18 protein-coding genes, 2 tRNA genes and 1 pseudogene are annotated in these 25,495 nt (G+C 74.1%); 9 read left to right on the plus strand and 12 right to left on the minus strand.

What is annotated here, in order from left to right:
- Positions 1 to 97: 97 nt before the first annotated feature.
- Complete coding sequence (locus tag ABZ885_RS03690; RefSeq protein WP_360182974.1) at positions 98 to 694, minus strand: VTT domain-containing protein; 597 nt, start codon at positions 692 to 694, stop codon at positions 98 to 100.
- Positions 695 to 1,233: 539 nt separating this feature from the next.
- On the opposite strand from ABZ885_RS03690, the gene ABZ885_RS03695 reads away from it, so the two are divergent.
- Positions 1,234 to 2,334 carry an LLM class flavin-dependent oxidoreductase gene (locus ABZ885_RS03695; protein WP_360182976.1) on the plus strand — a complete coding sequence of 367 codons (1,101 nt, stop codon included), beginning with the start codon at positions 1,234 to 1,236 and terminating at the stop codon, positions 2,332 to 2,334.
- A 131-nt stretch (positions 2,335 to 2,465) separates the two neighbouring features.
- Here the strand turns inward: ABZ885_RS03695 and ABZ885_RS03700 are convergent, their stop codons facing one another.
- A complete protein-coding gene (locus ABZ885_RS03700) occupies positions 2,466 to 4,772 on the minus strand; it encodes an EAL domain-containing protein (protein WP_360182978.1) in 2,307 nt (768 codons plus the stop codon).
- 485 nt (positions 4,773 to 5,257) lie between these two features.
- The gene (locus ABZ885_RS03705) at positions 5,258 to 5,683 is read right to left on the minus strand and encodes an OsmC family protein (RefSeq protein ID WP_360182980.1); all 426 of its coding nucleotides are present in this window, start codon (positions 5,681 to 5,683) and stop codon (positions 5,258 to 5,260) included.
- Positions 5,684 to 6,011: 328 nt separating this feature from the next.
- Between ABZ885_RS03705 and ABZ885_RS03710 the strand changes: the two genes are divergently transcribed.
- Positions 6,012 to 6,374, plus strand: a complete 363-nt coding sequence (locus tag ABZ885_RS03710) for a chorismate mutase (RefSeq protein WP_360182982.1) — start codon at positions 6,012 to 6,014, stop codon at positions 6,372 to 6,374.
- Between the two features lie 189 nt (positions 6,375 to 6,563).
- The gene (gene lepB / locus ABZ885_RS03715) at positions 6,564 to 7,436 is read left to right on the plus strand and encodes a signal peptidase I (protein WP_360182984.1); all 873 of its coding nucleotides are present in this window, start codon (positions 6,564 to 6,566) and stop codon (positions 7,434 to 7,436) included.
- Positions 7,437 to 7,549: 113 nt separating this feature from the next.
- Here lepB and ABZ885_RS03720 read toward each other — a convergent pair whose 3' ends face one another.
- The 3 genes from ABZ885_RS03720 to ABZ885_RS03730 form a co-directional block, all read right to left on the minus strand.
- Positions 7,550 to 8,629 carry an EamA family transporter gene (locus ABZ885_RS03720; protein WP_360182986.1) on the minus strand — a complete coding sequence of 360 codons (1,080 nt, stop codon included), beginning with the start codon at positions 8,627 to 8,629 and terminating at the stop codon, positions 7,550 to 7,552.
- A gap of 121 nt (positions 8,630 to 8,750) precedes the next feature.
- Positions 8,751 to 11,105 carry a transglycosylase domain-containing protein gene (locus ABZ885_RS03725; RefSeq protein WP_360182988.1) on the minus strand — a complete coding sequence of 785 codons (2,355 nt, stop codon included), beginning with the start codon at positions 11,103 to 11,105 and terminating at the stop codon, positions 8,751 to 8,753.
- A 255-nt stretch (positions 11,106 to 11,360) separates the two neighbouring features.
- Positions 11,361 to 11,434 (minus strand) — tRNA-Lys (locus ABZ885_RS03730).
- A 189-nt stretch (positions 11,435 to 11,623) separates the two neighbouring features.
- Here ABZ885_RS03730 and ABZ885_RS03735 point away from each other — a divergent pair.
- The gene (locus ABZ885_RS03735; protein WP_360183028.1) at positions 11,624 to 12,505 is read left to right on the plus strand and encodes an alpha/beta hydrolase; all 882 of its coding nucleotides are present in this window, start codon (positions 11,624 to 11,626) and stop codon (positions 12,503 to 12,505) included.
- A 121-nt stretch (positions 12,506 to 12,626) separates the two neighbouring features.
- Here ABZ885_RS03735 and ABZ885_RS03740 read toward each other — a convergent pair whose 3' ends face one another.
- The 5 genes from ABZ885_RS03740 to ABZ885_RS03760 form a co-directional block, all read right to left on the minus strand.
- Positions 12,627 to 13,343 (minus strand): GPP34 family phosphoprotein, encoded by a 717-nt coding sequence (locus ABZ885_RS03740; RefSeq protein ID WP_360182990.1) that lies wholly within the window; start codon positions 13,341 to 13,343, stop codon positions 12,627 to 12,629.
- Positions 13,344 to 13,473: 130 nt separating this feature from the next.
- A tRNA-Lys gene (locus tag ABZ885_RS03745) sits at positions 13,474 to 13,547 on the minus strand.
- A gap of 142 nt (positions 13,548 to 13,689) precedes the next feature.
- Positions 13,690 to 15,867, minus strand: a complete 2,178-nt coding sequence (locus tag ABZ885_RS03750; protein ID WP_360182992.1) for an ABC transporter ATP-binding protein — start codon at positions 15,865 to 15,867, stop codon at positions 13,690 to 13,692.
- Complete coding sequence (locus ABZ885_RS03755) at positions 15,864 to 16,856, minus strand: ABC transporter permease (RefSeq protein WP_360182994.1); 993 nt, start codon at positions 16,854 to 16,856, stop codon at positions 15,864 to 15,866. Before ABZ885_RS03755 ends, ABZ885_RS03750 begins: the two co-directional genes overlap by 4 nt.
- A 16-nt stretch (positions 16,857 to 16,872) precedes the next feature.
- Positions 16,873 to 17,856, minus strand: a complete 984-nt coding sequence (locus ABZ885_RS03760) for an ABC transporter permease (protein WP_360182996.1) — start codon at positions 17,854 to 17,856, stop codon at positions 16,873 to 16,875.
- 320 nt (positions 17,857 to 18,176) lie between these two features.
- Between ABZ885_RS03760 and ABZ885_RS03765 the strand changes: the two genes are divergently transcribed.
- Together ABZ885_RS03765 and ABZ885_RS03770 are read left to right on the plus strand one after the other, a co-directional pair.
- Positions 18,177 to 19,880: an ABC transporter family substrate-binding protein gene (locus tag ABZ885_RS03765; RefSeq protein WP_360182998.1), complete on the plus strand. Its 1,704-nt coding sequence runs from the start codon at positions 18,177 to 18,179 to the stop codon at positions 19,878 to 19,880.
- A 628-nt stretch (positions 19,881 to 20,508) separates the two neighbouring features.
- Complete coding sequence (locus ABZ885_RS03770; protein WP_360183000.1) at positions 20,509 to 21,720, plus strand: low temperature requirement protein A; 1,212 nt, start codon at positions 20,509 to 20,511, stop codon at positions 21,718 to 21,720.
- A gap of 188 nt (positions 21,721 to 21,908) precedes the next feature.
- On the opposite strand, the pseudogene ABZ885_RS03775 reads toward ABZ885_RS03770, so the two are convergent.
- Positions 21,909 to 22,901: pseudogene (locus ABZ885_RS03775) on the minus strand (LysR family transcriptional regulator); the annotation flags it as partial.
- Between the two features lie 291 nt (positions 22,902 to 23,192).
- Here ABZ885_RS03775 and snpA (ABZ885_RS03780) point away from each other — a divergent pair.
- The 3 genes from snpA (ABZ885_RS03780) to ABZ885_RS03790 all read left to right on the plus strand — a co-directional run bounded on the left by snpA (ABZ885_RS03780) (position 23,193) and on the right by ABZ885_RS03790 (position 25,396).
- Positions 23,193 to 23,846, plus strand: coding sequence for a snapalysin (gene snpA / locus ABZ885_RS03780; protein WP_360183002.1), 654 nt, complete (start codon positions 23,193 to 23,195; stop codon positions 23,844 to 23,846).
- Between the two features lie 145 nt (positions 23,847 to 23,991).
- Positions 23,992 to 24,606 (plus strand): snapalysin, encoded by a 615-nt coding sequence (gene snpA / locus ABZ885_RS03785; protein WP_360183004.1) that lies wholly within the window; start codon positions 23,992 to 23,994, stop codon positions 24,604 to 24,606.
- Between the two features lie 133 nt (positions 24,607 to 24,739).
- A complete protein-coding gene (locus ABZ885_RS03790; protein WP_360183006.1) occupies positions 24,740 to 25,396 on the plus strand; it encodes a pentapeptide repeat-containing protein in 657 nt (218 codons plus the stop codon).
- Positions 25,397 to 25,495 lie beyond the last annotated feature (99 nt).

The following is a 25,495-nucleotide window of genomic DNA, read 5'->3' on the forward strand; positions in this document are numbered from 1 at the left end:
CGGTGAGGCCGGTGCGGGCGGTGCGGGCAGTGAGGTCGGTGAGGCCGGTGCGGGCGGTGCGGGCAGTGAGGTCGGTGAGGCCTGTGCGGGCGGTGCGTCAGATGGTGACGAGCCGGCGGTTGCGGCGGACGATCCGGGCGATGGCGGTGCTGACCGCGGTCGCGGCGGCGCAGGAGACCACGAGGCTCAGCCAGGCGGTGTCGAACCAGTGGCTGTTGAGCCAGCCCAGCGTGACGATGTAGGCGGCCCAGACCAGTGCGGCCAGCGCCGACCAGCGGAGGAAGCGGTAGGGCTGGCCGGAGGAGTGGCCGATGGCCAGGTCGAGGACGGTCCGCCCGGCCGGCACGAACCGCGCGATCACCACCATCGCGGCGGCCGCCCCGGTGGTCCGGTCGTTCAGCGCCTGCTGCACCCGGGCCACGCTGGCCGCCAGCTTCGGGCGGTGTTCGAGCCGTCGCTGCACCGAAGGCGCGCCGCGCCGGGCGAGGTGGAGCAGCAGCAGGTCGCCGAGGAACGAGGCCACCGCCACGCCGAGCCCGAGCAGGACCGGCGCGCCGTCTATCTGCGAGGTCTTCAGCACGGCCAGGATGACCAGCGTCCCGCTGGGGATGAACGGGAGGAAGGCGTCGCCCAGCACGGCGCAGAGCGCCAGGGCACAGATCCATGAGGATCCGATCACCGCTGAGATGTCCAAGGTCCGACTCCCTCCAGGCTGCCCGGAGGAGCAGATGGCTGCAGGGGTCAACGCTAGCGCTTCGACTTTTCATGCCATGAAGCACCCCGGCTGTGCTGCGCCTCACAATGGCACGAGCCCCGGGGGCGGGGTGCCGCTCCAGGGGCTCGCGGGGATCGATCGGCGCTGGTCCAGCCCGATGACCTTGCTGGTGAAGGGCGGATCCGGTTGGGTGACCCGCTCTGTCTCCCAGCCTGCCGGACGACGCCCGCCGATCGCGAGCCCTGCGGCTGGCGACTTCCCGCGCTGGCGTGAAGTCGCCACGTGTGTCCGGCCGCTGGCTCTGAGTCAGCCGAACGGTCGGTAGGCGGCGCGGTGCACAGCCGTGCGGCGGCCGGGCCGCGGGAACGTGAGGACGGCCACGGCCGGGGGAACACCGGAACCGGCGGCGTGGTTGACCTCCGTCGGCAGCAGCGTCCGCCCGCCAAGGAGGCGGCCGCGCCCGGCGGCCGCGAGCGCGACCGCCGGGACGCCACCGGAGCAGCAGGAGGGCGGACGGCATGACCAGCGAGGACCGGCAGGAGCGCGGACCGGAGCCGCAGACCGGCGCGACGATCCGGGGCGGCGCCCGCGGCACGGCGCCCGCGCCGCTCTCCATCCTGGACCTGGCCACCGTCGGTGCCGGCTACACCCCGGCCGAGGCGCTCACCGCGACCACGGCCCTCGCCCGTAGCGCGGAGGAGTGGGGCTACCACCGCTTCTGGGTCGCCGAGCACCACGGGATGCCGGGCGTCGCCAGCTCCAGCCCGGCCGTCCTGCTGGCCCACCTCGGCGCCCACACCACGACGCTGCGGCTCGGCTCCGGCGGGGTCATGCTGCCCAACCACGCCCCGCTGGCGATCGCCGAGCAGTTCGGCCTGCTCGAGGCCCTGCACCCCGGCCGGATCGACCTCGGGCTCGGCCGGGCTCCCGGCACCGACCCCGCCACCGCCCGGGCCCTGCGCCGCGGCCTCGGCGAGGGGGCCGACGACTTCCCCCAGCAGCTCGCCGAGCTGACCCACTTCCTGGACGGCGACTTCCCGCCCGGCCACCCCTACGCCCGGCTCACGGCCGTCCCCAAGGGCGACGGTCGGCCGCCGGTCTGGCTGCTCGGCTCGTCCGGCTTCAGCGCCCAGCTGGCCGGGCGCCTCGGCCTGCCGTTCGCGTTCGCCCACCACTTCAGCAGCGCCAACACCGTCCCGGCCCTCGACCTGTACCGCTCGGCGTTCCGTCCCTCCGCCGTCCTCGACGAGCCGTACGCGCTGATCGGGGTGAGCGCGGTCGCGGCCGACGACGAGACGACCGCCCGCAGGCTGGCCCGCTCGGCGGCGCTCGGGATGCTGCGGCTGCGCCGCGGCAACCCGGGTCCGATCCCCACCCCCGAGGAGGCGGAGTCCTACCCGTACAGCCCGGCGGAGGCCGACTTCATCGACGACTGGCTCGGCAACGTCGTCCTCGGCTCGCCCGGGGAGGTCGCCGACGGCCTGGAGGCGCTGCGCAAGCGGACCGGCGTGGACGAGCTGATGGTCACCTCGCACATCCACGGCCACGAGGCCCGGCACCGCTCGTACGGGCTGATCGCCCGGGCGTACGGCCTCACCGGGGCGGCCGCCACGGCCTGACCTGCCGGACGGCACGGCCCTTCCGCGCTCCCGCGCGCCGTCCGGCGGCGTCACGGCAGGCGGCACCACGGTTGGCGGCACCACGGCAGGCCGCGCCGGGAAGGGCCCTGCCACGGCGGACGCTACGGACGTTACGGCCGGTGCGCTCCGAGGACGCCGCGGGCACCGTCCGGGACGGGCCGGTTCTTCCGGAGTATGGCCGCGACCAGCTCGGCCTCGCCAGGGCGGGCGAAGTACCAGCCCTGGGCGGTGTCGCAGCCGGTCAGCCGCAGCCGCTCGGCCTGCGCCGCGCTCTCGATCCCCTCGGCGGTGACGGTCAGGCCGAGGGTGTGGGCCAGCTGCACCATCGCGCCGACGATCTGCTCGTCGGCGTTGCTCCGCCGGGAGCCGAACCCGGGGAGTTCAGCCCGGCCGGCGGGAGCCGGGTCGCGGAACCCCTCGATGAAGGTGCCGTCCAGCTTCAGGACGTGCACCGGCAGCCGGGAGAGGTACGCCAGGTTGGAGTAGCCGGTGCCGAAGTCGTCGATCGCGATCCGGACGCCCATGTCGGCGAGCGCCTGCAGCGCCTGCAACGGCCGCCCGCCGGGCCCGAGCAGCGCGCTCTCGGTGATCTCCAGCTGCAGCAGCCGGGCCGGCAGGCCGGTGCTCTCCAGCGCGTGGGCCACGTCGGCGACCACGTCGGAGTCCCAGATCTGACGCGCGGCCAGATTTACGCTGACGAAGGTCTCGGTCCCGGGGAACTCGGTGAGCCAGCGCTGCGCCTGGCGGCAGGACTCCTCCAGCACCCACTTGCCGAGCGGGACGATCGCGCCGGACTCCTCGGCGAGCGGGATGAACCGGTCCGGGGAGAGCGTCCCGTAGCGGGGGTGGCGCCAGCGGACCAGGGCCTCCGCGCCGTGCACGGCCCCGTCGGCGAGGCCGACGAGCGGCTGGTACTCGATGGTGAACTCGCCGCGTTCCAGGGCCGGGCGGAGCGCGGTGGCGAGCAGCTGGCGGGTCAGCTGGTGGGCGCCCCGGTCCGGGTCGTAGAGGGTCCAGCGGGCCCGGCCGTCCGCCTTGGACCAGTAGAGGGTGGCGTCGGCGTCCTTGACCAGGTCGGTCGGTGTGGTCTCGTGCACGGAGCGCTCGACGACGCCGACGCTGGCGGTCACCACCAGTCGGTGGCCGGCCACGTCGAAGGGCCGCTCCAGCGCTTCGAGGATCCGGGCGGCCAGGTCGGTCAGCTGGTCGCTGCCCCGGCTGTCGGTCACCAGGACGGCGAATTCGTCGCCGCCCATCCGGGCCACCAGGTGGGTGCTGTGGCCGGAGAACCCGCGCCGGAGCCGGGTGGCGACGGCGATCAGCAGCTGGTCGCCGATGTGGTGGCCGAGGGTTTCGTTGATCGCGGCGAACCCGTCGAGGTCCAGGTAGCAGACGCCCACCCGGCGTCCGTCCGGGGCGACCCCACCCGCGGTGACCGTACCCGCCGTGACCGCACCGGTGGTGACCGTACCGACGGGGACCGGGGCCGCCACGGGCGGCGCGATGACCTCGGCCGCGCCCGCCACACCGCCCGCCCCGCCCACACCGACCGGCCCGACCGGCCCGTTCGCCACGCCGCCTGCCACGCCGCCGGCCGCGCCGCCCGTCACGGTGTCCGCGCCCCCGCCCGCCGGGCCGGCCACCGCGAGGCAGGCGGCGTCGAGGCGTTCGAAGAAGAAGGTCCGGTTGGGCAGCCGGGTCAGCGGGTCGTGCAGGGCCTGGTACTCCAGGCGGTCGCCGAGGCGGCGCTGCTCCGTGATGTCCTCGACCATCGCCAGGGTGTAGAGCGGGTTGCCCGAGCCGTCCCGGATCAGCGAGATGGTGACCTTGCTCCAGACCGTGCGGCCCTCGCGGTGCCGGAGCTGCTTCTCCACCCGCAGGCGCTCGCGCCCGCCGTCGACCAGCTCGGGGAACAGGCGGTCCGGCATGCCCTCCGGGTCGATGACGTCGTGGAGGTGCGTGCGGACCAGTTCGCCGGCCCCGCAGCCGACCAGGGTGGCGAAGGCGGGGTTGACCTCGATGATCCGGTCCTCGGGGTCGATCAGGGCCATGCCGATCCCGGCGTCGCAGAAGGCGGCCCGGAACCGGGACTCGCTCGCGCTCAGGGCGGCCAGCAGCCGTTCCGTCCCCCCGGGCGGCAGCTCCGACCCGTCGGCGGACCGGTGCACGCCGTTGGCGAGCGGTGCCGAGCAGGTGGGGCAGAGGATGACGTCCGCACCGTCCGCCCCGTGCGCGCCGTCCGCCCCGGGGGAGCTGGGCGCGGTGCCGAGGGCCGCGCCGTCGGCGGGGCCGCCCTCCGCGGAACCACCGTGCGCAGTACCGCCGTTGGCGTGGCCGCCGGGTGCAGCACCGCCGTTGGCGGGGCGGAGGACCGGCGACCGGAGGTGGCGGTGGTGTTGCGGTTCCTCGTGCCGCACGCCTGGGTGGTGTGCGTCGGCCCCCTCGTTCTGGCCCGGCACGGCATGCTCCCGTCCGCTGCTGACGCTTGATGCTGAAGGCTGGTCCGGCCGGTCACCCGGGACTGCGGCGGTCGGCTCCCGCACTCTGTCGAGGTCCTCGCAGTCCGGTGCGGAGTGCTCACGATGGAGCGCTCGGGCGGGGATCCGCGTGAAGAACAGGGCGCTGCGGCCGATCATAGGACGCGACGGCAACGCGCGGTAACCGCCGCCAGGGTGATTCGCCCGCTTTCAGATCATATGCAGCGGTATGCGCAGACGCCCTTGGTGTACATCACATGATGTGCACCAAGGGCGCGTGCTTCCCCTGTGCGCCCCCGGGCGCTGGTCGAGCGCCGGGAGCGCGCCCCGCCGTCAAGCCTGACGGTCCGGAGTGCGCGGCCGACGGAGTCTCAGGTCGGCCTCGGGGCCGTCGCAGGCTCGCGGCGCGGCGATGGTTCGGGGCGTCAGGCGAGCCTGGCGGTAAGGGTGATGGTCGTGCCGGTGAGGGCCTGGCTGACCGGGCAGTTCGCCTTGGCGTCCTCGGCGGCCTTCACGAAGCCGGCCTCGTCGAGGCCGGGCACGTCGCCGGTGACGGTCAGGTGGATGCCGGTGATGCCGGTGCCGGGCTGGAAGGTGACATCGGCTTGGGTGTCCAGCTTGGCGGGAGGGTTGCCGGCGCCGGCCAGGCCGTGCGAGAGGGCCATCGAGAAGCACGCGGAGTGCGCGGCCGCGATGAGCTCCTCAGGGCTGGTCTTGCCGTTGGCCGCCTCGGCGCGGGCCGGCCAGGACACCGGGTACGTGCCGATGCCGGACGACGCGAGGGTCACCTCGCCCTTGCCGTCGAGCAGGTTGCCTTCCCAGGCGGTGTGCGCGGTGCGGGTGGTTGCCACGATCGGTACCTCCATCACTGAGGGACTGCTGATTCGTCACTTCCGGTCATGCCGCGCACCAGCCTACGGGCAGGCCCGGGGGCGGCCACAAGTAGCGCCACGGGGTGCCGCGGCGGGAATTGCGGCGGGAATTCCCGCAGGCTCGGGGGCCGGAGGCGGTCCCACGGGGCCGTCGGCCGGGCGGTCGTCCGTCCACTGTCCGGATCGTGGACGGGGGCGCCAAATGGTGAGGATCTGCACCGGGTGCCCTGTTAGATTTGCCCGGGCCTGGTCCCCGGCCCCCGGACGGCCGGGTGCCCACCCACCAGAGAGCCGCGGAGCCGCCCCGATGACGGATCACCCCACGACCCCCGATGCCGGACTTCCCGACGGGATCGACGATGCCGTGCGGGCCGAGCTGACCAGTCTGCGCGAGAGCATCGACAACATCGACGCCGCGGTGGTCCACATGCTGGCCGAGCGCTTCAAGGCCACCCAGCGGGTCGGGCGGCTCAAGGCCGAGCACAAGCTGCCCCCGGCCGACCCGGCGCGCGAGCGCGACCAGATCCGCCGTCTGCGGGAGCTGGCCGCCGGGGCGCACCTGGACCCGGTGTTCGCGGAGAAGTTCCTCAACTTCATCATCGCCGAGGTCATCCGGCACCACGAGAAGATCGCCAGTGATGCGGTGACCGGGCAGAACGTCGCCGGCTGACGCTCCCCGCCGCCGCCCGGGCCGCCGTCGGGCCGGGCCGCCGGGAGATCACCCGGGCGGGTGTACCGCAGCCCCGCCACCCCGTTGCACCCGGTGTTGTTGTCGGGTGGGGGTAAATGCCCGATTTCGCGAGGCTTCCCGGTTGGCGTACCGTGCAGGTTCCCCAGCCGGAGAGGTGGAGCAGCGACGATGGCGGTGAACCTGCCCGATACGCACGGCGATGCCGGGACCGGTCCGGCCCCGGCTGCGGGCGCCGACCCCGGCGACCCCGGCTCTCCGGGGACCCTGGGCAGCACTCCCGGCACCCCCGGTGCTCCTGGTGCTCCCGGCGGCGGCCGTGCCGCGGCCCGGCGGGCGCGGACGGGGAAGGCGGCCAGGCCCGCGCGGGCCGGGGGCTCGAAGGTCCGGCGGCCGGGGCGTCGTCACCGGCCGTGGTGGATCGAGATCCCCGCGATGGCGGCGGTCGGGCTGGTCGTCGCGCTGCTGATCAAGACCTGTCTGTTCCAGGTGTTCACCATCCCGTCCGGGTCGATGGAGAACACCCTGCGGATCGGCGACCGCGTCGGCGTGAACAAGTTCGCGCCGCTCACCGGCTGGGAGCCGAAGCCCGGCGAGCCGGTGGTCTTCAAGGACCCGGGCGGCTGGCTGCCGCCGCAGCCGATCGACGGCAACCCGGTCACCCGGGCGTTGGGCTCCGGGCTCGGCTTCGTCGGCCTGGTCCCGCCGAAGGACGACAACTACCTGGTCAAGCGGGTCATCGCGACGGGCGGCCAGACGGTGCAGTGCTCGGGCACCACGCTCACGGTCAACGGGGCCAAGGTGGCCGAGCCGTACCTCCACCCGGGGGACGACTCCTGCGCCGGGCTGGACTTCGGCCCGGTGACGGTGCCGCAGGGGTACGTCTGGGTGGAGGGCGACCACCGGAGCGACTCCGCCGACTCCCGGTACCACCAGCGCGGCCCGGGTGGCGGCGCGGTGCCGGTGGACAACGTGGTCGGCCCGGTGTCGGCCGTGGTGTGGCCGCTCAATCACGTCGACTGGTTCGGCTGGGTCGGCAACTGACCCCGGGCGCGGCAGCCGGTCGGCCGGCCCCGGCCCGCTGACCGGCGGCCGCACGTGCCTGCCGCACCCGCCCGCCGCCGGCCCGGAGCGGGGGCGCCCCCGGACCACCCGCGTCAGCCGCGCCCGCGTCCCCCCACGCCGGCCCCGGCCGCACCCGCCTCGGCCGCGTCAGCCGCGGAGGCGTCCGCCTCGGCCGCGCCCGCTCCAGCCTCGGCCGCGCCCGTCTCAGCCGCGCCCGCGTCCACCGCGCGCGCCTCCGCGGCGCCCGCCGGCTTGCTCGCCTGGGCCGCGAAGGCGCCGGCCAGGACGAGCAGGCCGCCGGCCGTCTGCGGGACGCCCAGGTGCTCGCCGAGCAGGACCCAGGCCAGGACGGTGGCGACGACCGCCTCCAGGTTGGCGACCACCCCGGCGACCGCCGGTGACAGGTGTTTGACCGCGATCACGCCGGTCAGGTACGCGAGCACGGTCGCGACCAGGACCATCCAGGCGGCCGGGATCACCGCGGGCAGCGAGTGCCCGTTCATGACGACGTTCCCGCCGAGCAGGCTCCAGTCGGCGGTCCAGGGGTGGGTGAACGCGGTGAGCACGACGGCGCCGATCAGCAGGCCGTAGGCGCTGATGGCGAGCGGGTCGACCGGGCGGTCGCCCCGGCTGCCGGCATCGGCCAGGACGAAGTAGCCGACCTGGCAGCAGGCCGCCCCGAGGGCGAACAGGACGCCCAGGGCGTCGAAGCTCAGCCCGTTCCAGACCTCCACCACGCAGGCGAGCCCGGCGACGGCGACGCCGGCGCCGATGGCCGCGCCCCGGCTGATCGGCTTGCGCTGGACGAACTTCACGTAGCCGAGCAGCAGCGGCGGCCCCAGGTACTCGATGAGCAGGGCGACGCCGACCGGGATGCGGGAGATGGCCGCGAAGTAGCAGGCCTGGACACCGGCCACGGCGAGCAGGCCGAAGCCGAGCAGCAGGCCGGGCCGCCGGAGCACCGCGTCGCGGTGGCGGTAGGCCAGCGGGAGCAGGACCACGGCGGCGCCGGTGACCCGGAGCCAGACCACGTGCAGGGGGGAGAGGCCGGCCTCGATCAGGGGCTTGGCGGCGGTGCCGGAGCCTCCGAAGGCGACGGCGGAGACCAGCGCGAGGGTGAGACCGAGGGTTCTGCCGGAGGGTCGGCCGAGCAGGGGCTTTGAGCTGTGCACCGACGCATTGTGACAGTCATGTCATCGGTTCTGTAAGGCGCCATTCCGTCATTTGGTCCTGCCTCTAACTGTGCGCAATGGCAGGTTCACGGAGGCGGGAGGACAGCTGTAGAGAACGACGTCAGGGCAACAGCGAGACCGAGCCGGACCCCGCCGCGGCCGCCCCGCCCGACGGCTGCGGCGCGGGGGTCGGGGCCGTGGTCGGTCCCGTGGTGGGTGCGGTGGTGGGCGCCGGCGTCCGGGTGGGCCGGCCGGTCGGCCGGCCGGTCGGCTGGGACGTCGGCTGCTGGGTGGGTGCGGTGGTCGCCCCGCCGTCACCGGGCCGCGGCCCGGCCGCCCCGCCGGGCGACCCCGGCCCGGTAAACCCGGACGAGCCCGACGACCCGCCCGGGGCGCTCGGCGAGGAGCCCGCGCCGGCCCCCGGCGTCGCCGGAGCGGAGGCCGCCCCGGACGGGGTCGACGAGACGTCCGGCCCGTCGGACGCGCCGGCGTCCGACCAGGAGTCGTCCTTGCCCGAGGGCGAGGGGAAGTCGCCGACCGGCCGGCCCTTCAGCGCGGCCTTCATGTAGCCGGTCCAGATCTGCGCCGGGTACTGGCCGCCCGCCGCGCCGTCGATCCCGCCCGTACCGCTCAGGCTGACCTGGGCGCCGGTGGCCGGGTCCTGGCCGAACAGGGCGACCGAGGTCACCAGCTCGGGGGTGTACCCGACGAACCAGACCGACTTCTGGTCGTCCGTCGTGCCGGTCTTGCCGGCCACCGGGCGGCCCAGGGCCTTCGCCCGCCAGCCGGTGCCGCCGGGGTCGCTCACCACGCCCTGCAGCATGGCGGTCACCTCGCGGGCGGTCTCCTCGCTGATCGCCTGGGTGGTCTTGTGGGCCGGCAGCTGGACCGCCTCGCCCTCGCGGTCCACCGACTGCACCAGCCACGGAGTGATCTGCTTGCCGCCGTTGTCCAGCGTGGCGTACACGCCGGCCATGTCGAGCACGCTCGGGGTGGCGGCGCCGAGCGGGATCGACGGCACCGCTTCGAGACCGGGGGTGTTGCTGGGCAGCCCGAGCGCGATGCCGGTGTCCCTGACCCTCTGCAGCCCGGTGTCCTGGGCGAGCTGGGCGAACGCCGAGTTCACCGACCAGTCGGTGGCCTGCTGGAGGGTGATCGGGCCGTAGCTCTTGTCGCCCTCGTTCGGCGGCGCGTACGGGGTGCCCTTCCCGCCGCGGACCTTGCGGCCGCTGGTGCCGTCGTAGACGGTGCGCGGGGTGACGGTCTGGCCGGACTGGGTCTTGGCGTCGTTCTCCAGCGCGGCCGCCAGCGCGATCGCCTTGAACGTGGAGCCCGCCTGGTAGTCCCGCCGGGTCGCGTTGTCGATGTAGTGCTTGGTGTAGTCGGCCCCGCCGTACAGGGCCACCACGGCACCGGTCTTCGGGTCGACGGAGACGGCGCCGGCCTGGGCGGCCGCGTCCTTCTTCCGCTTCTCCGGGTTGAGGGTGTCGTGCAGCTGCGCCTGGACCGAGTCCTGGAGGGCCTGCTGGCGCGCCGGGTCGACGCTCAGCTTGACCGTGTAGCCACCCTTGGCCAGCTCGGACTCGGAGATCACCCGGTTCGCGGTGAGGTACTCGGTCGCCGCGTTCACCAGGTAGCCGGCCTGGCCGGAGAGGCCGAGCTGCGCCTGCGGGTCCTTGACCTCGGGGAAGGCGGTGGCGGCGCGCTCCTCGGCGGAGAGCCAGCCCTCCTTCACCATGCCGTCGAGGACGTAGTTCCAGCGGTTCACCGCGTTCTGCTTGCCCGCGGGGGTGGCGGTGGCGACGTCGTAGGCGCTCGGGGCGTTCAGCAGGGTGGCCAGGTAGGCGCCCTGGGCGGGGTCGAGTGCGGAGGCGTCGACTCCGAAGTACTGCTGGGCCGCGGCCTGGATGCCGTAGGCGCCGCGCCCGTAGTAGGAGGTGTTGAGGTAGCCGGAGAGGACGTCGTCCTTGGTCTCGGTGGCGTCCACCTTGATCGCGATGAAGAGTTCCTTCACCTTGCGGGTGACCGACTGCTTCTGGCTCAGGTACGTGTTCTTCACGTACTGCTGGGTGATCGTGGAGCCGCCCTGGGTGCCCTCGCCCTTGGCGGTGTTGACGGCGGCGCGGACCAGCCCCTGCACGTTGACGGCGCCCTCGTGGTAGAAGTTGCGGTCCTCCGCGGCGAGCGCGGCGTGCTGGGCGGCGGGGGAGACCTTGTCCAGCGGGACGTTCTGCCGGTTGGTCTGGCCGGTCCGGGCGATCACCGAGCCGTCCTGGTAGAGCCAGGTGTTGCTCTGCGCGATCGCGGCGGCGTGCGCGTCCGGCACCTTCACCAGGGCGATGCCGAGCGCGAAGAAGCCGACGCCGAGCAGCACGGACGTGACGAGGCCGAGCAGGGTCATCCGCCAGGTCGGGACCAGCCGGCGCCAGCCGGTGCGCTTCGGGCGCTCCGCCGGGCGGAGTCGGGGGGACGGCACGCGGCGGCCGCTCTGGGCGTTTCGGAACAAAGCGGCGGCCTTTCCTGCGGGCGGACCGTACCGGCCTGCACAGCGGGGGGATAACGGAGGTCGGGGACCTTTGTCCCGTTTCCGGTTTACAGCCCAAAACGCACCGAACGGGTCGATTGGCTCCATCCCGACGGCAAGCGAGACCGACATCACACGCAAAACGGACGTCGACGGGCAAAAAAATCGGAGAGCCCCTCGCTGGTGCGAGAGGCTCCCCAATGTCTGTGCGCCGCCAGGGACTCGAACCCCGGACCCGCTGATTAAGAGTCAGCTGCTCTAACCAACTGAGCTAGCGGCGCCTGCTGACCTGGAGAACAATACACGGTCCGGAGGGGTGTCTCGTACCGCCGGGGTCGACCGGGTGTGCAAGGCGCGGTCCGGGTGTCCGTTTCCGCCCGGTTGGGGCTGAGTTGGCCCGCGGTTAGGGTGGAAAGGTGCGCAGCCTCCACCCCGGCCGCCGGAACGCTCGGCTCCTCGCCGCCTCCCTGCTGCTCGGCGCAGCGGACGGCCCGCGCCCGGCGGCCGGGTTCGTGCGCATCGGCGGCACGGCCGTGCACGTCCGCACCGAAGGCAGCGGGCCGGCCTGCCTGCTCACCGGCGGGCTCGGCAGCAGCTGGTTCGACTGGGACCTGGTCGTGCCCTTCCTCGCGCCCTACCGCACCGTGGTCCGCTTCGACCGGCCCGGCTTCGGGCTGAGCCAGCCGGGACCGGCCGGGCGGTCCGGTCCGACGCTGGCCGCCGAGGCCGAGCGGATCCGGGGCGTGCTGGACGCGCTCGGGCTGCCCGAGCCGTGCACGGTGGCGGGTCATTCGCTGGCGGGCTTCCACGTCGAGGCCTTCGCCCGGCTCCACCCGGAGCGGACGGCCGGGCTGGTGCTGGTGGACGGCAGCACCGAGACGGCCCCGCGCCCACTGCCGGCGCCGGGGCTCCGCGACCTGGCGGCCCGGGCGGTCGCCGGCGGGGCGACGGCCGTCGCGGTGCCGTACCTCCTCGGGCCCGCGGTGCGGCGGCTGGTGGCGCGGGTGGTCACGGTCCGGGGCGAGGACCTCGCCCCGGCGCCGCTGGTCCGGCACTGCTACCGGACCGGGCGGGCCCTGCGCGCCCTGCTCCGGGAGAACGCGGCCTACCGGGACCAGGCCGCCGACCTGGCGGAGCTGCGCGCCATCGCGCCGCTGGCGGACGGGCTGCCGGTGACGGTGCTCGCCGCCGACGACGGCTGCCGGAACCGCCGGACCGAGGACTGGCTGGGCCGCCAGCGGGGACTGGCCGCACTGCTCGACGCCGACTTCCGCACCACCGCCCCGGCCGGGCACCTGGTGATGTTCGACCGCCCGGACGCGGTGGCCTCGGCGATCCTCGACACCCGCTGAGGCCGGCCGGCCCGCTGCGACCTGCGGAGGACCGCTGTGACCTGCGGAGAACCGCTGCGACCTGCGGAGAACCGCCGGGGCCCGCGCCGCCCGAGACCTGCGGAGCCGCCGACGCCCGGGGTCAGCCGCCGTCGCCCGCGGAGTCCGAGGCGATGACCCGCTGGACCGCCCGGGCGACCGGCAGCTCCCGGACCAGCCGCCGGACGGCCTGCCGGGTCGGGGCGCCCGCCGCCCCCGGATAGAGCCGCCGCTGCAGCCGTGCCGCACCGATCAGGCCGGCCAGCTGCCGGTCGCGCTCGGCCGCCGCCCGCTCGGCGGGTGGCAGGGCGGCCCGTGAGACCGGCGACGGATCCGCCGCCGCGCCGCCCACCGCCGCGCCGCCCTCGCGCGCGAGCGTGGCGGCCACCCGGGCGGCGATCTCCTGCCCGATGCCCGGCGGCGTCGCCACGTGGAGGCGGTAGGGCAACCCCAGGAAGCGGCGCTGTTCGACGGTGAGCAGGCCGGCCGCGGTCAGCCGGTCGAGGAAGGGGGCCGCCCCGGGCTTGCGCGGGATCCTGCGGACCACGTGCTCCAGGCCCAGTCGGTGCCGGCTCTTGCCCGCCGCCTCCAGCCGGGCGAGCACACCGGCCGCGACCTCGTCGTGGCCGCCCAGCGGCTGGAACCCGGTGATCCGCCGATCCTCGACGGTGACCGCCCCGGTGAGCACCAGCTCGGCGACGACGCCGCCCGCGATCACCCGGTGGAACGAGCCGGCCGGGATGCGCAGCCGGCCGCGGACCGGGTCGGCGCAGAGGAGCAGCAGCTCCTCGGGAATCGAGCGGCGGACGGACGGAGTCACGGACGGCTACCTCCAGCGGTCGGCGGCCGGCGGGGCCGCACACCCCTGGAACGTACGCGTGCCGGCACCGGGCCGTCCCGGAAACGCCTCAGGCCGCCCACCGGAGTGGACGGCCTGAGACCTTGCCATGTGCGCCGCCAGGGACTCGAACCCCGGACCCGCTGATTAAGAGTCAGCTGCTCTAACCAACTGAGCTAGCGGCGCCTGCTGACCTGCAGAACATTACACGGGGTCGGGTCGATTCGCCGAATCGCCACCGGACGGACACGTTCCGTAGCCGGGCGCGCCGTTCCGGAGCCCGGACCGCCGCTCCGGAGGCCGGACCGCCGCTCCGGAGGCCGGCCAGCTATTCCGGGAAGTGGCAGGCCGCCCGGTGGTCGGCCCCCACGTCCGCCGTCGCATCCGCCGCCGCGCCCGCCGCCGGGCCGGTGAGCGGCGGGGCCTCGGTCTCGCAGCGGGTGCGGTCCCCGGCGCCGAGCCGGAGGTGGACGGGGCAGCGGGTGCGGAACGGGCAGCCGGTGCGGCGGGTGGTGGGCGAGGGCGGGTCGCCGGGCAGCAGGATGCGGCTGCGGGCGCGTTCGGCGGCCGGGTCCGGGAGCGGGACGGCGGAGAGCAGCGCGCGGGTGTAGGGGTGCCGGGGGTGGTCGAAGACGGCGGTGACCTCGCCGTCCTCGACGGTCCGGCCGAGGTACATGACGCTGACCCGGTCGGCGAGGTGCCGGATCACCGAGAGGTCGTGCGAGACGAAGAGGTAGGAGAGGCCGAGCTCCGCCTTGAGCGACTGGAGCAGGTTGAGCACGCCGGCCTGGATGGAGACGTCCAGGGCGGAGACCGGTTCGTCGAGGACGAGCAGCTTCGGGCGGACGGCGAGCGCGCGGGCGATCGAGATCCGCTGCCGCTGCCCGCCGGAGAACTGGTGCGGGTAGCGGACGGCGTGGGCCGGGTCGAGGCCGACCTGCCGCAGCAGTTCGGGCACCCGGGCGGCGATCTCGTCCTTGGCCGCCCGCTGGGCGCGCAGTGGTTCGGCGACGATGTCGCCGACCGGCATCCGCGGGTCGAGGCTGGCCATCGGGTCCTGGAAGACGATCTGCAGCTCGGCCCGGAGCCGGTGCGCGTCGGCCCGGGAGAGCGCGGCGGTGTCCTGCCCGAGCAGTTCGATCCGGCCGGACTCGGGGGCGGCGAGCCGCAGCAGTTCGAACAGCGTGGTGGACTTGCCGGAGCCGGACTCGCCGACCAGGCCGAGCGTCTCGCCCTGCCGGATGTCCAGCTCGACGCCGTCCACCGCGTGGACCTCGCCGGTCCGGCGCTTGAAGACGGTGCCCTTGAGCAGCGGGAACGTCTTGGTGAGGCCGGTGACGGAGAGGACCGGCGGGCGCTCCTGCCGGGCGGCGGCCTGCGGGGCCGCACCCGGTTCCGGTGCCGGCACCACCGGAACCGGGTACACATCGGCCGGCGCCGGCCGACGCTCGGCCAGCTCCCCGGCGCGGACGCACGCCGCACGATGGCCGCCCGTCCCGTCGGCCCCGCCCGTCCCGTCCGCCCTGTCCTTCCCCTCCGGCTCCGGCCCGCCCGCCCCGAGCAGCTCCGGCTCGGCCGTCCGGCAGCGCTCCTCGACCAGCGGGCACCGGGCGGCGAACGGGCAGCCGGCCGGCAGCGCGGCCATCGGCGCGGGTGTGCCGGGGATCGGGACCAGTGGCCCGCCCCGGGCGTCCAGCCGGGGCACCGCGCCGATCAGCCCGAGCGTGTACGGGTGCCGCGGCGCGGCGAACAGCTCGTCCACGCCGGCCGTCTCGACCACCCGGCCCGCGTACATCACGGCGACCCGGTCGGCCATCCCGGCGATGACGCCGAGGTCGTGGCTGACCAGGACGAGTGCGGCTCCGGTCTCCCGCCGGGCGGTCCGCAGCACGTCGAGGACCTGGGCCTGGATGGTGACGTCCAGTGCGGTGGTGGGCTCGTCGGCGAGCAGGATGTCGGGGTCGTTGGCGATGGCCATGGCGATCATCGCGCGCTGCCGCATGCCGCCGGAGAACTCGTGCGGGAAGCTGTCCAGGGCCCGGTCGGGGGCGGGGATGCCGACCAGGTCGAGCAGTTCGGCGGCCCGCCTGCGGGCGGCGGGTCGGTCGAGCCGCTGGTGGATCCGGAGCGCCTCGACGATCTGGTCGCCGATCCGGTAGACGGGGGTGAAGGCGGAGAGCGGGTCCTGGAAGACCATGGCGACCCGGCGGCCGCGGACGGCGGCGAGTTCCCGGCCCGGCAGGCCGACCAGCTCCCGGCCGTCCAGTTCGACCGAGCCGCGGACGCTCGCCGTCCCGGGCAGCAGGCCGAGTACGGCGAGCGCGGTGACGGACTTTCCGGACCCGGACTCGCCGACGATGCCCAGGGTCTCGCCGCGTCGCAGGGTGAGGTCGACGCCGCGGACGGCGGGGACGGCCGTGCCGCGCGGTCCGGCGAAGTCGACCCGCAGGTCGCGGACGGCCAGCAGCGGGGTGGCGGCCGGCGGGGTTTCGACGGTGGTGGTCACTGGCTGCCACGCTTCCTGCGGGGAGTACGGGGGCGGCGGTGGGTGCGGGCCGCCTCGGCGGTCGGGTCGAGGGCGTCGCGCAGTCCGTCGCCGATCAGGTTGACGGCCAGGACGAAGAGCACCAGCAGCCCGGCGGCGAAGTAGAACAGCCACGGGAAGGTCGGGGCGTCGAAGGTGCCGGCGGCGAGCAGGGTGCCGAGCGAGACGTCGGGGGCCTTCACGCCGAAGCCGAAGTAGGAGAGCGCGGTCTCGCTCATCACGGCGCCGCCGACGGCGATGGTGGCGTCGATGATGAGGAAGGAGGCGACGTTCGGCAGGACGTGCCGGGTGATGATCCGCAGCGGCCGGACGCCCATGAACTGCGCGGCCCGGACGAACTCGCGCTCGCGCAGCGAGATGGTCATCGAGCGGACCACCCGGGCGGTGATCATCCAGTTGAACAGGGCGAGCAGCAGCACGAACGCGAGCCAGCCGGCGCCCTTCAGCCGGGGGGAGATGATGGTGATCACCAGGAAGGCGGGGAAGACCAGCATGAGGTCCACCACGAACATCAGCACCCGGTCGGTCCAGCCGCCGAAGTAGCCGGCGCAGGCGCCGAACAGCGAGGCCAGCACGGTGGAGAAGAGCGCCACCAGCAGGCCGATGACGAGGGACTTCTGCAGTCCGCGGACGGTCTGCGCGAAGACGTCCTGGCCGATCCCGTTGGTGCCGAACCAATGCTGGCCGGAGGGGGGTTGGCGCAGGGCGCCGTAGTCGGGGGTGGCGTAGTCCCAGGGCGTGAGGTACTGGCCGCCGAAGGCGAGGGCGAACAGCAGCAGGACGATCACGGCCCCGGCCACCGCCCCGCGGGCGGCGAGCAGCCGGGCGAGGACGAGCCGGCCCCGGCCGGTCGCCGCGGCGGCACCGCCCGGACCGGGCGCGGCAGCGGCACCGGGGGTGGGACCGGGGACGGGATCGGGTGCGGAGGACTCCGCGACAACGGTGGTCACAGCTGGTCTCCTCCGGTCAGGACCGCACGCGCGGGTCGAGGGCGGCGTGCAGGGTGTCGGCGAGGAAGCCGGAGGCGAGCACCACGACGGCGGCGAACAGGTTGACCGCGACGACGGAGTTGACGTCCTGTTCGTTGATGGACTGGATGAACCACTCGCCCATGCCGTGCCAGCCGAAGATCGTCTCGGTGAAGGCGGCGCCGGTGAAGATGCCGAGGAAGCTGTAGGCGAACATCGTCGACATCGGGATGACCGCCGTCCGCAGGCCGTGCTTGAGCAGGGCGCGGTTGCGGGTCAGGCCCTTGGCCTCGGCGGTGCGCAGGTAGTCGGAGCCGAGGACGTCGAGCATCGTGCCGCGCTGGTAGCGGCTGTAGGTGGCGAGGCCGCCGAGCGCCAGCGAGAGGGTGGGCAGCAGCAGGTGCAGCGCCCAGTCGGCGAGGTGGGCGCCGAGGCCGCCGGTCAGGCCGGGGGTCTCGTACCCGGTGAACGGGACGACCTCGTGGCCCGAGACGTCCTTGGCGGCGATGGCGCCGTTCTTGAGGAAGAGCGCCACCAGGAAGACCGGGGTGGAGAGCAGGAGGAAGGAGAGGACGGTCAGCAGCCGGTCGGACACCCGGTACTGGCGGACCGCGCTCCAGGCCCCGGCGGCGACGCCGAGGACCATCCCGAGCAGGCTGCCGACCAGCAGCAGCCGCAGCGAGACCCAGATCCGCCGGCGGAAGTCGTCCAGCACCGGGGTGTCGTGGATGGTGCGGCCGAGGTCGCCGTGGAGCAGCAGGCCGCCGGCCCAGTGGCCGAAGCGTTCGACGACCGGGGTGTGGTCGTTCAGGTTGAGGTCGGTGAGCTGCCGCTCGACCGAGGCGGCGGCGGGCCGCGGCACCTTGGCCTCGAAGTACGTGCGCGGTTGCAGGGCGGCGGCGGACAGCGCGTACGCCAGGAACACGGCGGCGACCAGCAGCACGGCGTAGTAGCCGAGTCGCTTGACGAGGTAGCGGAGCATCAGCGGCCGCCCGGGACGGGGGCGGGGCCGACGCGTCTGGTGGGCATCGGTCGGTGGCCTTCGGTCGGTGACGGCCCGGTTCGGGCCGGTACGGGAAAGGTGCTGGTCACGAGTGTTCCACCGGTGCGCGGCCGCGGTGTTGCGGCCGTGTTGCGGCCCGTTTCGTTCGGATCAGATGTCAACTCCTCCCCCTGGTACTCGTCCTGATCCGCTGTTACGTTCGGTCCGCCGGCACCGACTTGGCTGCCCACGATCAAGACTCGCCACACCTTGCGACGCCCAACTCCCGACACTCGTCGTCTTCACCGGGGGGAACCCTCATGGACGCTTCCAGCACGCCCGCCCGCCACCTCGGCAGAGCCGTCGCGCTCGCCCTCGCCGTCGCGCTCGCGGCCACCGCGTGCACCTCGGGCGGCGGCTCCGCCGACAACGCCGCCAAGAGCGAACCCCCGGGACAGGGCGCGATCGACATCAACGCCAAGGCGCCCGAGCAGCTGAAGGACGGCGGCGAGGTGCGCTTCCCGCTGTACCAGTGGATCAGCCAGTGGAACCCGTTCCAGGTGGACGGCCGCTACGGCGACGCGGTCGAGATCATGCGGGCGCTGGAGCCGGAGCTGTTCACCACCGACGGGACCGGCACCTTCAAGCCGGTCACCGACTACCTGCTGGAGGCGAAGGTCACCTCCACCTCCCCGCAGGTGATCACCTACAAGCTCAACCCGAAGGCCAAGTGGTCGGACGGGAAGCCGCTGAGCTACCTGGACTTCAAGGCCGACTGGGAGGCCAGCAACGGCAAGAAGGACGGCTACAACCTCGCCGACTCCTCCGGCTACGAGCTGATCTCGGCGGTAGAGCAGGGCGCCGACCCGGGCGAGGTCAAGGTGACCTTCGCCGAGCCGTACGCGGACTGGCAGAACCTGTTCCGTCCGCTGATCCCGGCCGCCGGGATCAGCACCGCGGACGACTTCAACAAGGGCTGGGTGGAGAGGATCCCGATCACGGCCGGGGCGCTGAAGATCGGCACGGCGGACAAGACGGCGCAGACCATCACGCTGGTCCCGGACCCGGCCTGGTGGGGTGCGAAGCCCAAGGCGGACAGGATCACCTTCCGGGTGATGTCGCAGTCGGCGACCACGCAGGCGTTCCTCAACAACGAGATCGACGTCGCCGCGGCGGGCGCCGCCACGGCGTACGGGCAGCTCAAGGAAGCCAAGGACGCGGTGATCCGGACGGCCAGCCCGTGGGACGAGGTGCACCTCTCGTTCGGCGGCGGCGGCGCGCTCGAGGACCGGAAGGTGCGCCAGGCGCTCGGCAAGGCGCTGGACCGCTCGGCGCTCATCAAGATCGCCAACAACGGCGTGCCGGTCGAGTTCAAGCCGCTCGGCAACCACATCTTCATGCCCAACCAGGCCGGCTACCGGGACAATTCCGGGGAGTGGGCCAGGTTCGACCTGCCCGCCGCCAAGAAGGCGCTGGACGAGGCGGGTTGGAAGGAGGCCGGCAGCGGACAGCCGCGCACCAAGGACGGCCGGCCGCTGACCCTGCACTTCGTGCTCAACGAGTCCACCCCGCAGGCCCAGGTCGACCTGGCGACCGCCGCCCAGGCGATGTGGCTGGCGGCCGGGGTCAAGGTGGAGATCGACAAGGTGCCGGCCAACGACTTCTTCACCAAGTACGTCAACCAGGGGAAGTTCGACATCGCCAGCTGGCGCAACACGGACTCGTTCCCGCTCTCCACCAGCCTCACCAACTTCCGGCTGCCGCAGGGCGACAACGTGTTCGGCAACTTCTCCAAGCTCGGCACGCCCGAGATCGACGGGCTGCTCAAGAAGGCGGCCGGCACGGTCGACCCGGTGGAGGCGGCCAAGCTCTACAACGAGGCGGACGCGAAGATCTGGGAACTCGGCCACACCGTCGAGCTGTACCAGCGGCCGACCGTGGTGGCGGTCCGCAAGGGGCTGGCCAACTACGGTGCGTTCGGCCTGGCGGGCGTCGACTACACCCGGGTGGGCTGGGAGAAGTAGCCCCGTCGGCGGGTGCGGCGGGTGCGGCGGGCGCGGCGGGCGCGACTGGCCGGGCGGTCACGGCTGTGCGGCCGGCGCGGCGGCACGGCAGGCGCTGGCGAGCAGCGCGGTGATCACGAGGCCGGTGGTGCGGACACGGGAGGAACGGCTCTGCCGCCCCCGATCTCCTGCCACCGGCCTTGACCTTCCGCGATGCCCGCAGGCCGCCCGTGTCGTGAGGTCCGCTCCGGACCCGCTCGCCTTCACACCGGGGATGAATCTAGCGGGGCCGGTGGGGCTGCGCGCGGTACGGCGCGGGCGCGCCCGGAAACCCGCCGGGCTGTCACCCGGTTCGCGCACCCGGCCGTCAACTCTCGCTGACGGCACGGCACATCGGGTGGCGCGGGCGGCCGACGTGCGGTCCGGCGCGTGGTCCGGTAGGCGGTCCGGCGCGTGGCCCGGTAGGCGGTTCGCCGCCCCGGCGGCAGCGGGCCGGGCAGCGGGCCGAGCGTGTCCCGCCCGGGCGCGGGAGGAGGGCTGCCCGCACGCCGTACGGGGGCCGCGCCGGTGCGTGCGCCCGGACCGGGCCGCTGCCAGGATGCGGCGGGGGACGGCGCAGCCCGCCCGTCCCGGACCCCGGAGACCGACCATGAGCAGCGAATCCGCCGCAGTTCCCCGCCCGCACCACCCCGACCACCACCCGGTGCGCCGGATGGTCCCGCGCAGCCGGGAGGAGCCGCACCGGGTCGCCACCCCGCTTGAGCTCTTCTTCGACCTCTGCTTCGTGGTCGCGGTCGGCCAGGCCGGCCGGGAGCTCGCCCACGACCTGGCCGCCGGCCACTACGGCGACGGCCTCACCGGGTACGTCTTCGCGTTCTTCGCGATCTGGTGGGCGTGGATGAACTTCACCTGGTTCGCCTCCGCGTACGACTGCGACGACGTGCCGTACCGGGTCACCACGCTGGTGCAGATCGCCGGGGTGCTGATCCTGGCGGCCGGCGTGCCACGGATGTTCGCCGAGCAGGACCTGACGCTCTCGGTGGTCGGGTACGTGGTGATGCGGCTGGCGATGGTCACCCAGTGGCTGCGCGCGGCGGCCAGCGAGGAGGGCCTGGCGCGCGGGGTCGCGCTGCGCTACGCGGCCGGGATCACCGTCTGCCAGATCGCCTGGGTGGTGGTGGTGGCGCTGCCGCACGACGTCCGGCCGTACGTGATCCCGCTGGGCATCCTGGCCGAGCTGTCGGTGCCGGTGATCGCCGAGCTCCGGATGCAGACCCCCTGGCACCCGCACCACATCGCCGAGCGGTACGGCCTGTTCACCCTGATCGTGCTGGGCGAGACGGTGGCGGCGGCGACCGTCGCGGTGCAGTCGGCGGTCGACGAGCACGAGGGGCTGGGCCGGCTGGTGCCGGTCGCCGTCGGGGGCCTGCTGATCTGCTTCTCGGCCTGGTGGATCTACTTCGCCCGGCCGGTCCACGACCACCTGCGCTCCAACCGCCAGGCGTTCCTGTGGGGTTACGGCCACTACGTGGTGTTCGGTGCGGCGGCGGCGATCGGCGCGGGGCTGGAGGTGGCGGTGGAGTCGGCGGTGCACAAGGCGCACATCTCCGCCACGGCCGCCACCGCGACCGTCACGGTGCCGACCGCGCTCTACCTGTTCACCGTCTGGCTGCTGCACGCCAGGCACGTCAAGACCGGGGTGGAGCAGACGCTGCTGCCGATCGCCGCGTTCGCGGTGCTGGCGTGCACGGCGGCCGGCGACTCCGGGGTCCTGGCGGCGGGCCTGGTCACCGCGGCCACGGTGGCGGTGGGCGTCGCCCTGCACGCCCGCGCGGCCCGGGCGGCGGCCGGCCCGGCCTGAGCCACCCGGACGCCCTCGCCGGGCCGGTCCTCGTCGGGCCGGTTCTCGCCGGGACGGCTCTCGTCGGGGGAGCCTTCGCCGAGGAGGTCCGCGTCGGGTGCGCCTGCGCCGCCGGAGCCTTCGCCGCGGGGCCCCGCGGTGGGGGAGCCCGCGCCGCGGGACTGGCCGAGCAGGTGCGGGAGCGCCTGGTCGTGCCGGGCGAGCCAGGCCCGGTAGGCCGGGCTGACCTGCGCGAGGTCCAGGTAGGCGGCGCGCAGCTCCCCGTACAGCGCGTCCAGGGCGGGCGGGCTGAGGGCGCGCGGCCGCCAGGCGAGCAGTAACCGGACGGCCAGCGGGTCGCCGTGCACCGGCCGGACGACCGTGCCGGGCCCGGGGGCGGCGGTGGGCTGGCAGGGGCGGACGGCCTCGCCGGAGGCGACCAGCTCGGCGGCGGTCGCGTTGTCGCGCACCTGCACCACCCGGGGGTTGAGCCCGGCCTCGGTGAACACCCGGCGCATCGCCGCGTACTCGTGGTCGGCGGTCGGGTCGACCATCCAGGTGTCCTCGGCCAGGTCGGCGAGGTCCACCACCGGCCGCGCGGCGGCCGGGTGGCCGGCCGCGAGGGCGACGAACTGCGGCTCCCGGGCCATCAGCACCCGGTGCTCGGCGTCCGGCGGCACCCGGAGCGGGAAGCCCTCGCTCTCGTGCACGAACGCGACGTCCAGCTGGTCGGCGGCCACCATCCGCAGCAGGGCGTTGGCGGAGATGTCGATGTGGATGGTGGTGTCCGTCTCGGGCAGCCGCTCGTGCACCCGGCGCAGCCAGGCCGCGACCGCCCGGCTGCCGACGCTGCCGATCCGCAGCCGGCGGGCGCGTTCGCCGCCGGCGGCCTCCCTGGCCTCCTGGCGTGCGGCGGCGACCAGCGCGGCCATCTCGGCGATCACCGGCCTGGCCCGGGACAGCACCGAGTGGCCGAGCGCGGTGGGCCGGCTGCCGGTCTGCTCGCGGGTGAACAGCGTGCCGCCGACGGCCCGTTCGATGCGGTGCAGCTGGGTGGTGAGGGAGGGCTGGGTCATGCCGAGCTGCAGCGCAGCCTTGCGGAGGCTGCCGGTGTCGGCGATCGCGCACAGCACCCGGAGGTGTCTCACGTCCAGCTCCACATCGGGAGCATAACGGGCGAATGGGTGTGGCGCCAGGGACATGACAGACGGTCGGGCCGCTCCGGCGTCGTTCCGGCGTCGTCCGGGCGTCGTTTCGGCGTCGTTCCGGGCGTCGTCACGGCGCCCGTTCCGCTGCCGTCCGCGGGCGGGTCAGGGCCGGGTGCGGCCCGTTCGCGACCCCCGTCGTCCGGGGGAGATTGGCCCGGGCTATCGCCGGTTGACATCATCCGCCGGGCCGCCGCGCTGACCGAAGCTCTGGGGCAGCAGACGTTCATCCGGTAACCCGCGGCCGGCCCCCACCGGCCGCGGCGTTCGTGTCATCGGAGCCCCCACATGAACCGCATTCCGCGGACGCTGTCCGCTGCCCTCGGCCTGGCCCTCGCGGCCGGCGTCGCCGCCCTGCCCGGGACCGCGAGCGCGGCCCCCGCCACCGGCGCGGCCGCCCAGCACTACACCGCCCCGGCGCCCTCGTTGAAGGGCGGCGCCGCGAAGGCCGACAACCAGGCCTTCTTCGAGGCCGTGATGAAGTCGGCCCGGGCCAAGCAGGCCGCCGCGCCGTTCCTCAAGGCCGTCGTGGTCACGTACGACGCGAGCAACGCGCCGACCTTCCGCACCCAGATAGCCCGGTCCGCCCAGATCTGGAACAGCTCGGTGAGCAACGTCCGGCTGCAGGCGGGCTCCAACGCCGACTTCTCGTACTACGAGGGTGACGACCCGGACAACGGCTCGTACGCCAGCACCGACGGCCACGGGTCGGGCTACATCTTCCTCGACTACGGCCAGAACCAGCAGTACGACTCCACCCGGGTCACCGCCCACGAGACCGGGCACGTGCTGGGCCTGCCGGACCACTACTCCGGCCCGTGCAGCGAGCTGATGTCGGGCGGCGGCCCCGGCCCCTCCTGCACCAACCCGTACCCGAACTCGGCCGAGCGCCGCCGGGTCAACTCCCTGTGGCAGTCCGGGCTGGCCGCGACCGCGCGCTGACCACCGCCGCGTTCCGCACCGCTCCACCCGGACCGGCCGTTCCACCGCGTCCGTCCCTTTCACCCGTTCATCAGTCCACCCGTTCACCCGTTCACCGCGCCCGTCCCCAACAGCGGCCGCGGCACCCGCGAACAGGAGCCCCCACATGAACCGTCTGTCCCGCACGCTCTCCGCCGCCCTCGGCCTGGCCCTCTCGGCCGGCCTGGCCGCCCTGCCCACCACGGCCGCCGCCGCGCCGGCCCAGGGCTACACCGCGTCTTCGTACGCGGGCTCGGCCGCCGAGGACGCGGACAACCAGGCGTTCTTCGAGGCCGTGATGAAGTCGGCGCTGGCCAAGCAGGCCGCCGCGCCGTTCGTGAAGGCCGTCGTGGTCACGTACGACGCGAGCAGCGCACCGACGTTCCGCAACCAGATAGCCCAGAGCGCCCAGATCTGGAACAGCTCGGTCGGCAACGTGCAGCTCCGGTCCGGCTCGGCCGCGGACTTCCGCTACTACGAGGGCAACGACGCGCGCGGTTCGTACGCCAGCACCGACGGCCACGGCCGCGGCTACATCTTCCTGGACTACAAGCAGAACCGGCAGTACAACTCGACCCGGGTCACCGCCCACGAGACCGGGCACGTGCTGGGCCTGCCGGACCACTACTCCGGCCCGTGCAGCGAGCTGATGTCCGGCGGCGGCCCGGGCACGTCCTGCACCAACCCGTACCCGAACTCGGCCGAGCGCAGCCGGGTCAACTCCCTCTGGTCGCGCGGCTGATCCCGGAGACACCGGCACCGACACCGGCCCGGCCGCCCACCCCGGGCGGCCGGGCCCTGTCGGTGGTGCGTGCGAGCATGCGGACGAGACCCGTCCAGCGAGCCCCGCTCGCCCGACCGCGAGGTGCCACGCCATGCCGCTGTCCGTCCCCGACCGCCTGGCCGACCTGCCGTACGCCCACCTGCTGAGCGCGCACACCGGCCCGCTGCGCAGCGACGGGCGCTACGACACCGTGCACTTCGACGGCGGCGAGCACACCGACGAGTCGGCCGGCGGGGCGGCCTTCCTGGAGTGCGCCTTCACGGGCGTCTCGCTCAGCGGGGTCGGGCTGCGCCAGGCCCGGTTCAACGAGGTCTGGGCGCAGGCCGGCCGCTGGGTGGGCTGTGACCTCAGCGAGAGCGAGTGGCAGGACACCGCGTTCACCGGCGGCGTGCTGGCCGGCGTCGCCGCCCACGGCTCGGCACTGCGCCGCACGGTCTTCCGCGGCTGCAAGCTGGAGGCGGTCAACCTGCGGGGGGCCGTCCTGCGCGACGTCGTCTTCGAGGACTGCCTGCTGCGCGACGTGGACTTCGGCGACGCCAGGCTGACCGACGTCTCCTTCCCCGGTTCCACCCTGGAGGAGGTCCGGCTGCGCGGCGCCGGGCACACCAGGACCGACCTGCGCGGCGCCGTCCGCCTCGGCCTGCCCGACGGCCACCAGGGCCTCCGGGGCGCCGTCATCAGCCCCACCCAACTCCTCGAACTGGCGCCCCAGTTCGCACACGCCCTGGGAATCACCGTGAAGGACTGAAGCCCCGGCGTTCAGCCGGGCGTCGTCCGGTGACGACGGGACGAACAGTCCGCCAACCCTGTTCCCGGCCCCTGGTGGGGCGGTGCGAGCCGGTGGATG

The organism is Kitasatospora sp. NPDC047058, from assembly GCF_040643935.1.
GTDB lineage: Bacteria > Actinomycetota > Actinomycetes > Streptomycetales > Streptomycetaceae > Kitasatospora.